The sequence below is a fragment of the Thioalkalivibrio sulfidiphilus genome, from assembly GCF_000377945.1.
Classification (GTDB): domain Bacteria; phylum Pseudomonadota; class Gammaproteobacteria; order Ectothiorhodospirales; family Ectothiorhodospiraceae; genus Thioalkalivibrio_A; species Thioalkalivibrio_A sulfidiphilus_A.
Window position 1 is genome coordinate 11,977 of record NZ_KB898934.1, and the last position, 14,849, is coordinate 26,825.

Genomic DNA, 14,849 nt, shown 5'->3' on the forward strand with positions numbered 1-14,849 from the left:
GTTCGCCCTCGTTTCTTTGCGATCCTTCGCGTCTTTGCGACTTTGCGTCGAATGATTAATTGCTTTACTTCAGCCCCGCCTCCGCCATGGCCACTGCGCGGAACACGGCGCGGCCCTTGTTCATGGTCTCGGCCCATTCGTTGTCGGGCACGGAGTCGTAGACGATGCCGGCGCCGGCCTGGATGTGCAGCTGGCCGTCCTTGATCACGGCGGTGCGGATGGCAATCGCCGTGTCCATGTTGCCGGCCCAGGAGAGGTAGCCCACGGCGCCGGCGTAGATGCCGCGCTTGACCGGCTCCAGCTCGTCGATGATCTCCATGGCGCGGATCTTGGGCGCACCACTCACGGTGCCGGCCGGGAAGGTGGCGCGCAGCACGTCCATGGCGCGCATCCCCTTCTTCAGATGCCCGGTGACATTGGAGACGATGTGCATCACGTGGGAGTAGCGCTCGACCACCATCTGCTCGGTCACCTTGACACTGCCGGTCTCGCTGACGCGACCCACGTCATTGCGACCCAGGTCGATGAGCATGAGGTGCTCGGCGCGCTCCTTGGGATCGGCCAGCAGCTCCGCCTCCAGGTGCAGGTCCTCGTCCTCGGTGGCGCCCCGGGGGCGGGTGCCGGCGATGGGGCGCACGGTGACCACGTCGTCCTCCAGGCGCACCAGGATCTCCGGCGATGAACCCACCACGTGGTGATCCTCCAGGTCCAGGAAGAACATGTAGGGCGAGGGGTTCAGCCCGCGCAGGGCGCGATAGAGATTGAGCGGCGGCGCGGCGAAGGGGATGGACAGGCGCTGGGAGAGCACCACCTGCATCACGTCCCCCTCGACGATGTAGTCCTTGCAGCGGGCCACGGCGGCCTTGAAGCCCTCCTCGGTGAAACCGGAGATGAAGTCCGATTCGCTGACCTTGCGGGTGTCGCCGGATGCCTCCGGAATGGCGGCAGGCTCACGCAGGCGCCGCTGCAGCTCGTCCAGGCGCGCCTCGGCGGCGGCCAGACCCGCGTCGGGTCGGGCGTGCACCACCAGGTACAGACGGCCGGCCAGGTTGTCGTAGACCACCACCTCGTCGGAGACCATGAGCAGGATGTCCGGCACGCCCAGGGGATCGGGCTTGTCGGTACCGGCCAGGCGCGGCTCGATGTAGCGGATGGTGTCGTAGCCGAAGTAGCCCACCAGGCCGCCGGTGAAGCGGGGCAGGCCTTCGATCTCGGGCACGCGATGACGGGTCTGGAAGTCCTCCACCCAGGCGAGCGGATCGTCCACTTCCAGGTCCTCCGCCACATGGCCGCCCTCCTCCACCGTCACCCGCCGGCCACGCACCTTGACCACGGTGCGTGCGGGCAGGCCCACGAAGGAGTAACGGCCCCACTTCTCACCGCCCTGAACGGATTCGAACAGGTAGGTGTAGGGCGCGGCGGCCAGCTTGAGATAGACGCTCAGGGGGGTGTCGAGATCCGCGAGGACCTCGCGGACCAGGGGGATACGGTTGTATCCCTGGCGGATCAGATCATCGAATTGTTCGGGGCTCATGGTGCATTTCCGGAGGGTCAGGGTGGACGGGGCTGGACGCTGTCACGTTCAGCCGCGCCATCGCCCTTCGTACGTCCGGAAGCCCCTGTTCATGCCGCGTCTTCCAGCAGCCCCTGGATCTGATCCAGGCGATCGATCACCGCGTCGGGGCTGTAGTTGCGGATATCCTCGCCGTGGTTGTAGCCGTAGCTCACGCACACGATGGGGAAACCGGCAGCCCGGGCGGCCTTCACGTCGCTACGGGAATCACCCACCATGAGGGACTCGCCTGGAGTGACGCCCAGCTTGCTTGCGGCATACAGCAAAGGCGCGGGATCGGGCTTTTTCACCGGAAGGGTGTCGCCGCTGACCACCAGCTCGAAATCGTCCAGGATGCCCATGTCCCGCAGCAGCGGCAGGGTGAACTGCTCGGCCTTGTTGGTGACACAGGCCAGGCGTAGGCCGGCGCGCTTGAGATAGTCGAGCCCCTCACGCACCCCCGGGTACAGGCAGCTGCGCCCGGAGGTGTTGTCCTTGTACAGGCGCATGAACACCGGCAGGGCACGCTGGAACTCCGACGGCTCCGGCTCGCCATCCACGGCGTTGATCAGCGCCCGCTGCACCAGGCGCTCCACGCCGTTGCCCACCCACTGGCGCACCGCGGCCTCGCCACGCTCCGGCAGGCCCAGCTCACGCATCATGGCGTCCACGCAGAAGGCCAGGTCCGGCACGCTGTCCACCAGCGTGCCGTCCAGGTCGATGAGCACCATCTTGGGTCGGGCTATGGGCATGGAAACGGCGTCCTCAGGCCTTGGCCAGCTCGTCGCGCATCTGCTTGATGATGCTCTCGTAGTGGTGCGGGTCATCCTTGCTGGCGGCGCCGAAGATGGCGGAGCCGGCCACGAAGGTGTCGGCACCGGCGGCCTTGATCTCGCGGATGTTGTCCGCCTTCACGCCGCCGTCGATCTCCAGGCGGATGTCCAGGCCGGACTCGTCGATGCGCTTGCGCGCCTCGCGCAGCTTGTCCAGGGTGGCGGGGATGAACTTCTGACCGCCGAAACCGGGGTTCACGGACATCAGCAGGATCATGTCCACCTTGTCCATCACGTAGTCCAGGTAGGACAGCGGGGTGGCCGGGTTGAACACCAGGCCGGCCTTGCAGCCTTCGCCCTTGATCAGCTGCAGGGTGCGGTCGATGTGCTCGGAGGCCTCCGGGTGGAAGGTGATGTAGGTGGCGCCGGCCTTGGCGAAGTCCGGGATGATGCGGTCCACCGGCTTGACCATCAGGTGCACGTCGATGGGCGCGGTCACACCATGCTTGCGCAGGGCCTCGCACACCAGCGGGCCGATGGTCAGGTTGGGCACGTAGTGGTTGTCCATGACATCGAAATGCACGATATCGGCGCCGGAGGCCAGCACGTTGTCCACTTCCTCACCCAGACGGGCGAAGTCGGCGGAAAGGATGGACGGGGCGATCAGGTCGGGTTTTGCCATGGTTGCAATGCCTCTGGTGACGAGCCGGGCGGGCCGGCAAGTGAGTATCTGGGCGCGGCGCAGGCTGGGCCATAGCGCACGCGGAACTGCGCAATTTACCTGAATCGGGCGGAAAACTTAAGTCTGAAGGTGGTCCATGGTCAGTCGTCAGTGGTCAGTTGCAGGAAACGGCGGACGACGGGCCACTGACTACGGATCGGCCTTTCAATGGTTTATGATGCAGGCCACAGAAAAATGAAGGAGTTAGCCATGTCCATCGCCATCACCTTGCACGTCCTGTCCGCCGTCATCTGGGTGGGCGGCATGTTCTTCGCCTACATGGCCCTGCGCCCCGTGGCCGCGAGCCTCCTGGAGCCCCCCATGCGCACCACCCTGTGGCGGGACACCTTCAACCGCTTCTTCCCCTGGGTGTGGGCGGCGGTGATCCTGCTGCTGGTTACCGGCTACTGGATGCTGTTCAAGAAGTTCGGCGGTATGGCCCATGCGCCCCTGTACGTGCACGTCATGAACGGCCTGGGGCTCGTGATGATGGCCATCTACCTGCACGTGTTCTTCGCCCCCTTCCGCCGCATGAAGCAGGCCATCAGCGCCCAGGACTGGCCCGAGGCCGGCCGCCGGCTGGGGCAGATCCGCATGCTGATCGGGATCAATCTGGTCATCGGGCTGGTGGTGGTGGCGGTGGCTTCGGGTGGGGCTTATTTGATTGTTTGAGGCGGGCTAGCACATCAAAAGTCAAAGGCTTCCGATCCCCGTTGCACGGGGCTCGGGTTACTTTTCTTGCTTGTCCAAGAAAAGTAACCAAAAGAAGGACACCCCGATGCCGCACCCGCTGTTCGCGGGTACCCTGCGTTGCTCGGCTTCGAGGGGGTCGCCTGACAGGCCGTCCCTGGCCTGGCAGGCGACGCGCCGCTTCCCTGCGGCGCCCCTTCGGGCTTTTTCCCTCGAAGCCTGCGCTACTCGGTGCGGCATAAGGGGCAGACAGGTCAAAACCGCTTCGATCTGCTTTGGGTTTTCCTGGTAGGAGCCCCGACCCCGGGGCGAATGATGGGAAATTCGCCCCGGGGTCGGGGCTCCTACAAAACCAGGCAAGGCAACCCAGCTTGTGGAGGTTGCTGCCTTTGACGTTCTCCCCCCGTTTTTCTCGCCGAGCACGGGGGTGTTCCGGGGTCAAAGCCCGATAGGGGCGCCGCAAGGATGCGGCGCGTCGGCTGCCAGGCCATGGACGGCCTGTCAGCCGACCTCCCCGGAACACCCCCGCGCGCAGGGCACCCCGCAGGGGCGAGAAACCCGGGTGTCTTTTCTTTGGTTACTTTCTTTGGACAAGCAAAGAAAGTAACCCGAGCCCCGTGCAACGGGGATCGGAAGCCTTTGACTTTTTTGCCCCAAAACAATCATCCACAAAAAAGCCGCCCGAAGGCGGCTTTTCTGCTGGCCAGAACCGAAACCTCAGAGGGTCTCGATGTAGGCAGCCAGGTTGGCGATGTCCTCGTCGGACAGGCCCTTGGCCTGGGGGGCCATCAGCGGGGTGTTGGGACCCACGGTCTCGCCGGCACGGTACTTCTTCAGCAGATCAACGGTCTTTGCAGCGGGGGAGCCGGCCAGCTTGGGGAAGATGGCCTGGCCCTGGCCCTGGGCGCCGTGGCAGCTGATGCAGGTGGCGAACTTGGCCTTGCCGGCCTCCACGTCCGCGGCCTGGGCCGCACCGGCCATGGCCAGGGAAGCAGCAAGGGCAACACCCATAAGAGCAAACTTCTTCATGTGCAACACTCCTCCAGTTAAGGATCTAGATTGTCAGCTGGTCCCGCCCATGGCGACCCCGACCAACAAAACCCGGCGATTATCCGGGATGCTCGGGATCAAGTAAACGCCACCATGCCTGAACGAAAGCTGAACCGATCAGAAACCCGATGACACAACCCAAATGATGCGCCCGCTCAGGGACTTATTCCACCGGAACGGTTCAGCGCCCCCGAATATAGCGCTCGTCGGACCAGGTGCACAGCCACTCGGGCTTGAGCATGACCATGGCGGTCACCAGGGTGCCGTTGAGGATGGCCTCGGGCAGCACCAGCAGGGGCAGGTAGATCAGGTATTCCCCGGTGATCTTCTCCAGGTCGTAGATCCCCAGGAACGACAGCAGACCGCCCACGGCCAGCATGCTGGCCAGGATGGCCAGGGCGGCACCGGCAAAGGCGCAGACGTACAGGTAGATGAAGGGATGGGGCGGCAGCAGGCGCTCCACCAGGCGCAACAGGCCATGACTGACCAGTACCGGCACCAGGCCCGAGAGCAGGAAGGCCAGCGGCAGGGAGGCCCAGTCCTGGGCGGTGAACAGGGCCACCAGGACCAGGGCGAGGGCCACGGCCAGCAGGGTGAATTGCCAGCCGAACATCAGGGTCAGGGTGGTCACCCCCAGGTAGTGCAGGGACAGGCCCGGGGAGATACCCGCGCTCAGGCTCCAGAGTACGGCGATGCCCAGCACGCTGGCCAGGAACAGGTGCAGTCGTCCGGGCTGGTAGAGCTGCCACCAGGGGGCACCGGCCAGCGCCCGCCACATGGCAAATGCGAACAGCAGGCCGCTGCTCAGGAGGGTGCCGGTGGTGAAAAGCTGGGCGTCGAACAGCATGAAGGCGATCTGCACAGGTCAGGTTGAAGCATTGGACGCGAACGGCGGGAGGTTCGTTCCCGCACCGGTCACTCCCGCACGGCCAGGGCCACGGTGTAGTCCTTGCCCTGCTTGAGCTTGTCGTAGTTGCCGAACACCTCCTTGAAGCCCCGCTCGATGAAGCGGCGCAGGCCGGTGATGGTCACCACGTACAGGCGGCCACCGGGATGCAGGTGCTCGAAGGCGTCGTAGAGATACAGATAGAGCATCTCCTTGCCCACCTTGGCCGGCAGGTTGGAGGTGATGACCTGGAAACGGCGATCCCCCACGGCGCTGAAGCCATTGCTCAGGAAGGCCTCGGCGTTGCCGATGCCATTGATGCGGGCGTTCTTGTTGCTGTAGTCCACGGCCACGAAGTCCTTGTCCACCAGGCAGGTGCGCCCCCTGGGCGCCAGGCGCGCCAGGGTCAGGCCGATGGGGCCGTAGCCGCAGCCCAGGTCCAGGCAGTCATCGGCCTCACCGACCTCCACGTGGTCCAGCAGCAGGCGCGTGCCGGCGTCGATGCCCCGGGGGGAGAACAGGCCCCAGGTGGTGTGGAAGGTGAGCGGCTGGCCGCACAGGGTGTCGCTGAAGACGATGTCCTCGCGCAGGCTTGCGATGTATTCGGGGGAAGGCATAATTCAAAATTCAAGATTCAACATTCAAGGGCGGAAGGATCATACCACCCCTTGAATCTTGAATATTGAATCTTGAATTCGCCCTTCAAAGCGCCCCGAAGATCGCTTCGGCCTCGGCGATCACGCGCTCCAGGTCATCGCCCAGCACGCAGAAATGCCCCATCTTGCGCCCTGGGCGGGCCTCCGCCTTGCCGTAGAGGTGCAGCTTGGCCGCGGGGTGAGTGAACAGGGCCGACCAGTCCGGCTCACCGTCTGCCCAGAGGTCTCCCAGCAGGTTGACCATCACCACCGGGCTCAGCAGCCGCGTGTCGCCGAAGGGCAGGCCGCAGATGGCACGCACCTGTTGCTCGAACTGGGAGGTGACGCAGGCATCCAGGGTGTAGTGGCCGCTGTTGTGGGGGCGCGGCGCGATCTCGTTGACCAGCAGCTCGCCGGCGGTGGTGATGAAGAACTCCACCGCCATGAGACCGCAGTAGTCGAGGCCCTCGGCGATCCGGATGGCCGCCTCCCGGGCCGCACGGGCCTGGGCCTCGGTGACCCGGGCGGGCACGATGCTCATGTGCAGGATGCCGCCCCGGTGGATGTTTTCGGCCACGGGATAACAGACCGTGGCGCCGTCCGTGCCCCGGGCCAGCACCACGGAGATCTCCATGGCCAGGTCCACCCGGTGTTCCAGCACGCAGGGCACCCCGCCCAGGGCCTCGAAGGCCTGACGGGCCGCCGCCGGGGAGTCCACCGGGATCTGGCCCTTGCCGTCATAGCCGAAGGCGGCGCGCTTGAGGATCGCCGGTCCGCCCACCCTGGCAAACGCGGCCTCGGCCTCGTCGGCGCTGGTCACCACCTCGAAGGCCGCCGTGGCGAGTCCCAGGGAGCGGATGAAGGTCTTCTCGCGACCGCGATCCTGGGTGTGCAGGAGCGAGCCGGCCGCCGGGCGTACCGGGACCTTGCGCGCCAGGGTCTCCAGGGTCTGGGCGGGGATGTTCTCGAACTCGGTGGTCACCACCGCGCAGCGAACGGCCATCTGCTCCAGGGCCCAGGCATCGCCGTAGGCGGCATGCAGGTGTTCATCGGCCATGCGGCCGGCGGGACTGCCGGTGTCCGGATCCAGCACCAGCACCCGGTAGCCCAGGGTGCGGGCGGCCACGGTGAACATGCGGCCCAGCTGGCCGCCGCCCAGCATGCCAAGGGTCTGGCCGGGCAGGATCACGGGTTGGGCGGCAGCTGCATGGCGAGCACCTGCTCGGCCAGCTCGCGGCGGAAATCGGCCAGGCGCTCGGCCAGTTCGGCATCCTGGGCGGCCAGCATGGCCACGGCGAACAGGCCCGCGTTGGCGGCACCGGCCTCGCCGATGGCGAAGGTGGCCACCGGGATGCCCTTGGGCATCTGCACGATGGAGAGCAGGGAATCCTGCCCCTGCAGATGGCGCGAGGGGACGGGCACGCCCAGCACCGGCACCGTGGTCTTGGCCGCCAGCATGCCCGGCAGATGCGCGGCGCCGCCGGCGCCTGCGATGATGCACTTGAGCCCCCGCTCACGGGCGCTTTCGGCGTATTCAAACAGCAGGTCGGGCGTGCGGTGGGCGGAGACCACCCGGGCCTCGTGGGGCACACCGAAGGCCTTGAGCTGATCCACGGCATGGGCCATGACCGGCCAGTCGCTCTGACTGCCCATGACCACGCCGACGATGGGGGATTCGTTAGACATGTTGGCAAAAAACCAGGGTGGACAATCGCCTAGGATAAACCAAATTTGAAGGGGGAAGTACGAATTGGGATGTTGGAAGGGGCTCACTTCGCACTTCCCAATTCCTCCTTCCCCCTTCCACCCCCCACTTCCCAATTCACACTTCGCACTTCAAAATGGCCGCGAAATCAAGCCTAAGGTCGCCATAGCCGATGTCCCAGCCGCTCCTTCAAAGCCACCTGACCTCCCTCCCCCTGATCCACCGGGGTAAGGTCCGCGACCTCTATGCCGTGGGCGAGGATCACCTGCTGATCGTCACCACCGACCGGATCTCCGCCTTCGACGTGATCCTGCCCACGCCCATCCCGGGCAAGGGCGAGGTGCTGACGAAGATCTCCGAGTTCTGGTTTCGCAAGCTTGAGCACATCGTGCCCAACCAGCTGGCGGACATGAGCCTCGCCGAGGCAGTCCCCGATGCCGCCGAACGCGCCCCCCTGGAGGGACGCAGCCTGGTGGTCAAGCGCCTCAAGGCCCTGCCCATCGAGGCGGTGGTGCGCGGCTATCTCATCGGCTCCGGCTGGAAGGACTACCAGAAGACCGGCCAGGTGTGCGGCAACCCCTTGCCTGCGGGTCTGCAGCTGGCTGACAGGCTGCCGCAGCCCATCTACACCCCGTCCACCAAGGCGGCGGTGGGGGATCACGACGAGAACGTGGACTTCGACTACACCGCCGAGCTGGTGGGCCCGGAGCTGGCCGCCCAGGTGCGCCAGACGGCGCTCGCCCTGTACAAGGCCGCCGCCGAGTACGCCCTTGAGCGCGGCATCATCATCGCCGACACCAAGTTCGAGTTCGGCCTGGACGACGAGGGCGTGCTGCACCTGATCGACGAGGCCCTGACCCCGGACTCCTCCCGTTTCTGGCCCGCCGACACCTACCGACCCGGCATCAGCCCGCCCTCCTTCGACAAGCAGTTCGTGCGCGACTACCTGGAGACCCTGGACTGGAACAAGCAGGCCCCGGGACCGGAACTGCCGCCGGAGGTGGTGCAGAAGACCACCGAGAAATACCGCGAGGCGCTGTTGCGGCTTACTGGGGCAAGCTGATTCAAAATTCAAGATTCAAAATTCAAAGGGGGAACCACCGCGATGCGACAACCGATGCCCAGCCGAACAGACGCTTTTCCCTTTGAATTTTGAATTTTGAATTTTGAATTTTGAATGTCTCTAAACGGCTACTTCGTCACCGGCACAGACACCGGCATCGGCAAGACGGTCCTCTCCTGCGCGCTGATTCGGGCCCTGCGTGAAGGCGGATACACCGTCACACCGCGCAAACCGGTGGAATCCGGTTGCGAGGTCCGCGACGGACAGCTCTTCCCGGCAGACGGTACCGCCCTGCGCGAAGCGGCGGGCGCACCCTTCCCGGACCTGGACCGCGTCACCCCCTATCGTTTCTCCCACGCCCTCGCGCCCGACCGGGCAGCCCGCCTGGCCGGCGCAACGCTGCACATCGAACAGCTGAGACAGGCCTGTCTCGCGGATGCAAATCAGGACGCCCTGCTGGTGGTGGAAGGCGCCGGGGGTTTCTATTCGCCGCTCGCCGAGGACGGCCTGAATGCCGATCTGGCCGAGGCCCTGGGGCTGCCCGTGGTGCTGGTGGCGCCGGACCGGCTGGGGACCATGAACCACGTGCTGCTCACCGCCGAGGCCATCGCCCGGCGCGGCCTGCGCCTCGCGCTGGTGGTGCTGAACGCAGTGGAGACCGAACAGCGCGAGGGAATGGACAACCGGTCGGACCTGGCACGGCATCTCGATTGCCCGATCCTCGGCTTTCCGCGGGTGAAGCGGACGGGAGACGGCTGGGAAATCCTGGCCGGCTGGCTTCGCGACGGTGCGTAGCTGGAAAAGCCCTTCCTCTCACGGGGGCACGGAGACACGGGAACAACAAAAGACTCGATCTCTCGCCTTCGCGAGAGAAACGGTTTTAGTATCGAAGCCTTGGAGCCGAACAAAAACGAATACTGTTTAGAGTCCGGGAGCACGGGAAAAGCGTTCAGGATTGAATCCCCCGTGGCTCCGTGCCCCCGTGAGAGGATCGCCTTTCAGGTGCTGGAATGCGAATCAAAGCAGCCGAGGCTAACCATCCTTGCCAGTTTGAGGCCGCGGCCACTCCCTATCCGGCCACGCGCCGCCAGTAGCGTTCGCTCCAGTAGTAGAGCACCGTGGTGTCCAGCACCGGGTAGCTGTCGGCGTAGTCGATACCCCGGGCGGGTTGCTCGATGTTGTCCCGCGCAGGATCCAGGGGACGCCATTGGGTGTCCCGGGTCTCACCCACCGGTTTGCGCCCCATGCCCTCGTGGCGCCGCTCGGCTGCGCCGAACTCCCGGTAGTTCTGCTGCGCACGCTCCAGGGACACGGTGTTGGAGCCGCCGGGCATGAGGGGAAAACGCAACTGCACCAGGTTGTCTTCCCAGCAGCAGATGGGACAGCGATGATGGCTGCCCGGCGGCATGTCGAAGACCTGGTAGCCGCACACGGGGCAGGGAAACTTGGCCTCGCCAAACGACATCATCATCACACACCTCCCGCATCCGCACACCCTCACGCCTTCATCAAGGGTAAGCCGAGGGCGCCGTTGCGACAACTTGAAATCAAGTGCCTTCAACGCAAAGGCGCAAAGACGCAGAGAACGCAAAAGATCAGGATTTTTTCATCAAAACCTTTGCGCCTTTGCGCCTTTGCGTTGAAGGCTTTTCCACAACCCGCGCAAAAAAGGCACAGGGGCGAACCCCTGTGCCTTTCAGTACAATCGATGCGGGACCAAGGTCCCGCACGGTGACGGGTCTTAGTTGACCTTGGGATCCAGCTCGCCGCTCTTGTAACGGGCGGTCATCTCCTCCAGGGAGAGGGGCTTGATCTTGGAGGCCATGCCGGCGCAACCGAAGGCCTCGTAGCGGGCCTTGCAGATGTCCTTCATGGCCACGGTGGAGGCCTTCAGGAACTTGCGGGGGTCGAACTCCTTGGGGTTCTCGGCCAGGAATTTGCGGATGGCGCCGGTGGAGGCCATGCGCAGGTCGGTGTCGATATTGACCTTGCGCACGCCGTGCTTGATGCCTTCCTGGATCTCTTCCACGGGCACGCCGTAGGTCTGACCCATGTCGCCGCCGTAGTTGTTGATGATCTGCAGCCACTCCTGGGGCACAGAGGAGGAACCGTGCATCACCAGGTGGGTGTTGGGGATGCGGGCGTGGATCTCCTTGATGCGGTTGATGGCCAGGATGTCACCGGTGGGCGGACGGGTGAACTTGTAGGCGCCGTGGGAGGTGCCGATGGCGATAGCCAGGGCGTCCACGCCGGTCTTCTTGACGAAGTCCGCGGCCTCGTCCGGGTCGGTCAGCAGCTGGGAGTGGTCCAGCACGCCCTCGGCGCCGGAGCCGTCTTCCTCGCCGGCCATACCGGTTTCAAGGCTGCCCAGGCAGCCCAGCTCGCCTTCCACGGACACGCCCAGGGCGTGGGCCATCTCGGAGACCTTGCGGGTCACGTCCACGTTGTACTCGTAGGTGGCCGGGGTCTTCATGTCGGGCATCAGGGAGCCGTCCATCATGACGGAGGTGAAGCCGGACTGGATGGAGCGGAAGCACACGGCGGGCTCGGAGCCATGGTCCTGGTGGAGCACGATGGGGATGTGCGGGTACTGCTCCACGGCGGCGATGATCAGGTGGCGCAGGAAGGGCTCGCCGGCGTACTTGCGGGCGCCCGCGGAGGCCTGGATGATCACCGGCGCATCCACCTCATCGGCGGCCTGCATGATCGAATGCACCTGCTCCATGTTGTTGGCGTTGAAGGCCGGCATGCCATAGCCGTGTTCGGCGGCATGATCCAGCAGCTGTCTCAGAGAAATCAGGGCCATACAGACCTCCTATTGCGTTTCGCTTGTGGTTTGGATTTCAGGACCAAACGGGTTGATGAGTATAGTAAATCGTCTCGCGGACAGACGCCTCACGCGCCGCTCTCGATGAGCTCGCCTACCCGCACAATCTTCATGGCATTGGTGCCGCCCATGACCCCGGCCAGATCGCCCTTGGTGATGATCACCAGGTCGCCATCGGTGACGATGCCCTCGCTGATGAGCAGGTCCACCACCTGGCGGTTGGTCTCCGCGTGGCTGGTCTGCACCGCCTCGAAGGCCACAGGGTAAACGCCGCGGTAGAGGGTGAGTTTTCTACGCGTGTGCTCATGGCGCGTCAAGGCGTAGATGGGGATGCCGGAACTGATGCGCGACATCCACAGGGCCGTGGAACCGGACTCGGTGAGCGCCGCGATGGCGCGCACATCCAGGTGATTTGCGGTGTACATGGTGGCCATGGCGATGGCCTCGTCCACCCGCTCGAAGCGGCTGTCCATGCGATGGTGGGAGACCCGCGCGCTGCGCTGGCGCTCGGCGGCCTCGCAGATACGGCCCATGGCAGCCACGGTCTTGACCGGGTAACGGCCGGTGGCGGTCTCGCCGGAGAGCATCACCGCGTCGGTGCCGTCCAGCACCGCGTTGGCCACGTCGAACACCTCGGCGCGGGTGGGGATCTGGTTCAGGATCATGGACTCCATCATCTGGGTGGCGGTGATCACCACCCGGTTGAGGGTCCGGGCCCGCTGGATCAGGGTCTTCTGTACCCCGGGCAGTTCCGCATCACCGATCTCCACACCCAGGTCACCACGGGCGATCATGATCACATCGGAAGCGAGGATGAGCTCGTCGATGGCATCCATGGCCTCGGCGCGCTCGATCTTTGCACAGATGGCGCCGTGTCCACCGGCCTCGCGCAACAACTCCCGGGCCAGGTGCACGTCGTCGGCGGTGCGGGGGAAGGAGACCGCGAGATAGTCCACCCCGAGTTCCGCGGCGAGACGGATGTCCTCGCGATCCTTTGCGGTGATGGCGGGCGCGGACAGGCCTCCGCCCTGGCGGTTGATGCCCTTGTTGTTGGACAGGGTACCGCCCACCACCACACGGGTGTAGATGGCAGGGCCGTCCACGCGATCCACGCTGAACACCAGGCGGCCGTCATCCAGCAGCAGGGTGTCACCGGCATGCACGTCGTTGGGCAGGTCCTTGTAGGTGAGGCCCACGCGCTCGCGGTTGCCCTCGTCATCGCCCAGGCTTGCGTCGAACACGAAGGCATCGCCCTCGTTCAGCTCCACCTCGCCTTCGGCGAAGCGGGCGATACGGATCTTGGGGCCCTGCAGGTCACCCAGGATGCCCACCACGCGGCCCACCTTGTCGGCGGCCTCGCGGATTATCTGGGCCCGGCGGCGGTGCTCGTCTGCCTTGCCGTGGGAGAAATTGATGCGCACCACGTCGACGCCGGCACTGACCAGCTTTTCCAGCACGGCAGGGCTGTCCGTGGCCGGGCCGAGGGTGGCAACGATCTTGGTTCTTCTCATCAGAATGAAATCTCGGGTTGGCCGGGGCGCCGGGGCGGCTGGCCCCGGCCACCCACGGCACGGGGATCAGCCCTTGGCGCGCTCTTCGAGCATCGCAACGGCGGGCAGCTTCTTGCCTTCCAGGAACTCCAGGAAGGCGCCGCCGCCAGTGGAGATGTAGGAGATGCGCGAGGCCAGGCCGTACTTGTCGATGGCGGCCAGGGTGTCGCCGCCACCGGCGATGGAGAAGGCGTCGCTCTCGGCGATGGCCTCGCCCAGGGCCTTGGTGCCCGCGGCGAACTGGTCGAACTCGAACACGCCCACGGGGCCGTTCCAGACGATGGTGCCGGCCTTTCTGAGCATGTCCGCGTAGGAAGCGGCGGTGTCTGGACCGACATCGAAGATCATATCGTCGTCGGCGACCTCGGAGACCTTTTTGGTGCTGGCCGGGGTGGACTCGGAGAACTCCTTGCCGGTGACCACGTCGGTGGGCACGGGGATGTCACCGCCCTTGGCCTTGGCGGCGGCCATCAGGCGCTTGGCCTCGTCCACCAGATCGGCCTCGTACAGGGATTTGCCCACGGGATGACCCTGAGCGGCGATGAAGGTGTTGGCGATGCCGCCACCCACGATCAGCTGGTCAACCACCTTGGACAGGGACTCCAGCACGGTGAGCTTGGTGGAGACCTTGGAGCCGCCGACGATGGCCACCAGGGGACGCCTGGGGTTGTCCAGGGCCTTGCCCAGGGCCTCCAGCTCGGCGGCCAGCAGCGGACCGGCGCAGGCCACGGGGGCATACAGGCCGGCGCCGTGGGTGGAGGCCTGGGCGCGGTGGGCGGTGCCGAAGGCATCCATCACGTAGACGTCGCACAGGGCGGCGTACTTGCGGGACAGGCCTTCCTCGTTCTTCTTCTCGCCCTTGTTGAAGCGCACGTTCTCCAGCAGCACCACCTCACCGTCGGCGACATCCACGCCGTCGAGGTAATCCCGCACCAGGCGCACTTCCTTGCCCAGCAGGCCGGACAGGTGCTCGGCCACAGGCTTGAGGGAATCCTCCTCGCTGAACACGCCCTCTTCAGGGCGGCCCAGGTGAGACATGAGCATCACCTTGGCGCCCGCCTTCATGGCGTGCTCGATGGTGGGCAGGCTGGCGCGGATGCGCGCGTCGGAGGTGACCTTGCCATCCTTGACGGGGACGTTGAGGTCTTCACGGATGAGCACGCGCTTGCCGGCCAGATCCAGGTCGGTCATCTTGATGACGGACATGAGACAACTCCTATAAAGGCTGAATGAAAAGTCTGAAAGATGTTTGTTAAAACCGTGTGCACGGCTGAGCCGTGTCCCTCACCCCGACCCTCTGCCGCAAGCAGGCGAGGGGGGAAAGGTGTCGCTTCGCGACATCCATGCCAAAGGTCTTAACAAACAGCTCTCCGATCCATGAAGACCCCGGATGCCGC

General features: G+C 65.2%; 15 protein-coding genes. 3 read left to right on the top strand and 12 right to left on the bottom strand.

Features of this window, described 5'->3' with window-relative positions:
- Positions 1-64 precede the first annotated feature (64 nt).
- The 3 genes from trpE to rpe all read right to left on the bottom strand — a co-directional run bounded on the left by trpE (position 65) and on the right by rpe (position 3,007).
- On the bottom strand, positions 65-1,534 hold the full coding sequence (gene trpE / locus D580_RS0107240) for an anthranilate synthase component I (protein ID WP_018953742.1): 1,470 nt from the start codon (positions 1,532-1,534) through the stop codon (positions 65-67).
- 89 nt (positions 1,535-1,623) lie between these two features.
- Positions 1,624-2,304, bottom strand: coding sequence for a phosphoglycolate phosphatase (locus D580_RS0107245; protein WP_026289793.1), 681 nt, complete (start codon positions 2,302-2,304; stop codon positions 1,624-1,626).
- Positions 2,305-2,317: 13 nt separating this feature from the next.
- Complete coding sequence (rpe, locus tag D580_RS0107250) at positions 2,318-3,007, bottom strand: ribulose-phosphate 3-epimerase (protein ID WP_018953744.1); 690 nt, start codon at positions 3,005-3,007, stop codon at positions 2,318-2,320.
- 249 nt (positions 3,008-3,256) lie between these two features.
- Between rpe and D580_RS0107255 the strand changes: the two genes are divergently transcribed.
- Positions 3,257-3,718, top strand: coding sequence for a CopD family protein (locus D580_RS0107255; RefSeq protein ID WP_018953745.1), 462 nt, complete (start codon positions 3,257-3,259; stop codon positions 3,716-3,718).
- A 735-nt stretch (positions 3,719-4,453) separates the two neighbouring features.
- Here D580_RS0107255 and D580_RS0107265 read toward each other — a convergent pair.
- From D580_RS0107265 to purE, 5 genes are all read right to left on the bottom strand, one after another.
- The gene (locus D580_RS0107265; protein WP_026289795.1) at positions 4,454-4,765 is read right to left on the bottom strand and encodes a c-type cytochrome; all 312 of its coding nucleotides are present in this window, start codon (positions 4,763-4,765) and stop codon (positions 4,454-4,456) included.
- Positions 4,766-4,967: 202 nt separating this feature from the next.
- A complete protein-coding gene (locus D580_RS0107270; protein ID WP_026289796.1) occupies positions 4,968-5,633 on the bottom strand; it encodes an energy-coupling factor ABC transporter permease in 666 nt (221 codons plus the stop codon).
- Between the two features lie 68 nt (positions 5,634-5,701).
- Positions 5,702-6,289, bottom strand: a complete 588-nt coding sequence (locus D580_RS0107275) for a class I SAM-dependent methyltransferase (protein WP_018953748.1) — start codon at positions 6,287-6,289, stop codon at positions 5,702-5,704.
- 85 nt (positions 6,290-6,374) lie between these two features.
- Positions 6,375-7,496: a 5-(carboxyamino)imidazole ribonucleotide synthase gene (locus D580_RS0107280; protein ID WP_018953749.1), complete on the bottom strand. Its 1,122-nt coding sequence runs from the start codon at positions 7,494-7,496 to the stop codon at positions 6,375-6,377.
- A complete protein-coding gene (gene purE / locus D580_RS0107285) occupies positions 7,493-7,993 on the bottom strand; it encodes a 5-(carboxyamino)imidazole ribonucleotide mutase (RefSeq protein WP_018953750.1) in 501 nt (166 codons plus the stop codon). Before purE ends, D580_RS0107280 begins: the two co-directional genes overlap by 4 nt.
- 191 nt (positions 7,994-8,184) lie before the next feature.
- Here purE and D580_RS0107290 point away from each other — a divergent pair, with 191 nt between their 5' ends.
- A complete protein-coding gene (locus D580_RS0107290) occupies positions 8,185-9,075 on the top strand; it encodes a phosphoribosylaminoimidazolesuccinocarboxamide synthase (protein WP_018953751.1) in 891 nt (296 codons plus the stop codon).
- A gap of 114 nt (positions 9,076-9,189) precedes the next feature.
- On the top strand, positions 9,190-9,870 hold the full coding sequence (bioD, locus tag D580_RS0107295) for a dethiobiotin synthase (RefSeq protein WP_018953752.1): 681 nt from the start codon (positions 9,190-9,192) through the stop codon (positions 9,868-9,870).
- A gap of 274 nt (positions 9,871-10,144) precedes the next feature.
- Here bioD and D580_RS0107300 read toward each other — a convergent pair whose 3' ends face one another.
- The 4 genes from D580_RS0107300 to D580_RS0107315 all read right to left on the bottom strand — a co-directional run bounded on the left by D580_RS0107300 (position 10,145) and on the right by D580_RS0107315 (position 14,658).
- On the bottom strand, positions 10,145-10,546 hold the full coding sequence (locus tag D580_RS0107300; protein WP_018953753.1) for a CPCC family cysteine-rich protein: 402 nt from the start codon (positions 10,544-10,546) through the stop codon (positions 10,145-10,147).
- A 270-nt stretch (positions 10,547-10,816) separates the two neighbouring features.
- Positions 10,817-11,881 (bottom strand): class II fructose-bisphosphate aldolase, encoded by a 1,065-nt coding sequence (fba, locus tag D580_RS0107305; RefSeq protein ID WP_018953754.1) that lies wholly within the window; start codon positions 11,879-11,881, stop codon positions 10,817-10,819.
- 89 nt (positions 11,882-11,970) lie between these two features.
- Positions 11,971-13,413 carry a pyruvate kinase gene (gene pyk, locus D580_RS0107310; RefSeq protein ID WP_018953755.1) on the bottom strand — a complete coding sequence of 481 codons (1,443 nt, stop codon included), beginning with the start codon at positions 13,411-13,413 and terminating at the stop codon, positions 11,971-11,973.
- A gap of 66 nt (positions 13,414-13,479) precedes the next feature.
- The gene (locus tag D580_RS0107315; RefSeq protein ID WP_018953756.1) at positions 13,480-14,658 is read right to left on the bottom strand and encodes a phosphoglycerate kinase; all 1,179 of its coding nucleotides are present in this window, start codon (positions 14,656-14,658) and stop codon (positions 13,480-13,482) included.
- Positions 14,659-14,849: the final 191 nt, after the last annotated feature.

Excerpts from the sequence above, each read along its gene's own strand:
- D580_RS0107300 (WP_018953753.1), bottom strand. The coding sequence starts at position 10,546 with ATGATGATGTCGTTTGGCGAGGCCAAGTTTCCCTGCCCCGTGTGCGGC.
- D580_RS0107265 (WP_026289795.1), bottom strand. The coding sequence starts at position 4,765 with ATGAAGAAGTTTGCTCTTATGGGTGTTGCCCTTGCTGCTTCCCTGGCC.
- trpE (WP_018953742.1), bottom strand. The coding sequence starts at position 1,534 with ATGAGCCCCGAACAATTCGATGATCTGATCCGCCAGGGATACAACCGT.
- D580_RS0107245 (WP_026289793.1), bottom strand. The coding sequence starts at position 2,304 with ATGCCCATAGCCCGACCCAAGATGGTGCTCATCGACCTGGACGGCACG.
- purE (WP_018953750.1), bottom strand. The coding sequence starts at position 7,993 with ATGTCTAACGAATCCCCCATCGTCGGCGTGGTCATGGGCAGTCAGAGC.
- D580_RS0107315 (WP_018953756.1), bottom strand. The coding sequence starts at position 14,658 with ATGTCCGTCATCAAGATGACCGACCTGGATCTGGCCGGCAAGCGCGTG.
- bioD (WP_018953752.1), top strand. The coding sequence starts at position 9,190 with ATGTCTCTAAACGGCTACTTCGTCACCGGCACAGACACCGGCATCGGC.
- D580_RS0107270 (WP_026289796.1), bottom strand. The coding sequence starts at position 5,633 with ATGCTGTTCGACGCCCAGCTTTTCACCACCGGCACCCTCCTGAGCAGC.
- fba (WP_018953754.1), bottom strand. The coding sequence starts at position 11,881 with ATGGCCCTGATTTCTCTGAGACAGCTGCTGGATCATGCCGCCGAACAC.
- rpe (WP_018953744.1), bottom strand. The coding sequence starts at position 3,007 with ATGGCAAAACCCGACCTGATCGCCCCGTCCATCCTTTCCGCCGACTTC.
- D580_RS0107290 (WP_018953751.1), top strand. The coding sequence starts at position 8,185 with ATGTCCCAGCCGCTCCTTCAAAGCCACCTGACCTCCCTCCCCCTGATC.
- pyk (WP_018953755.1), bottom strand. The coding sequence starts at position 13,413 with ATGAGAAGAACCAAGATCGTTGCCACCCTCGGCCCGGCCACGGACAGC.
- D580_RS0107275 (WP_018953748.1), bottom strand. The coding sequence starts at position 6,289 with ATGCCTTCCCCCGAATACATCGCAAGCCTGCGCGAGGACATCGTCTTC.
- D580_RS0107255 (WP_018953745.1), top strand. The coding sequence starts at position 3,257 with ATGTCCATCGCCATCACCTTGCACGTCCTGTCCGCCGTCATCTGGGTG.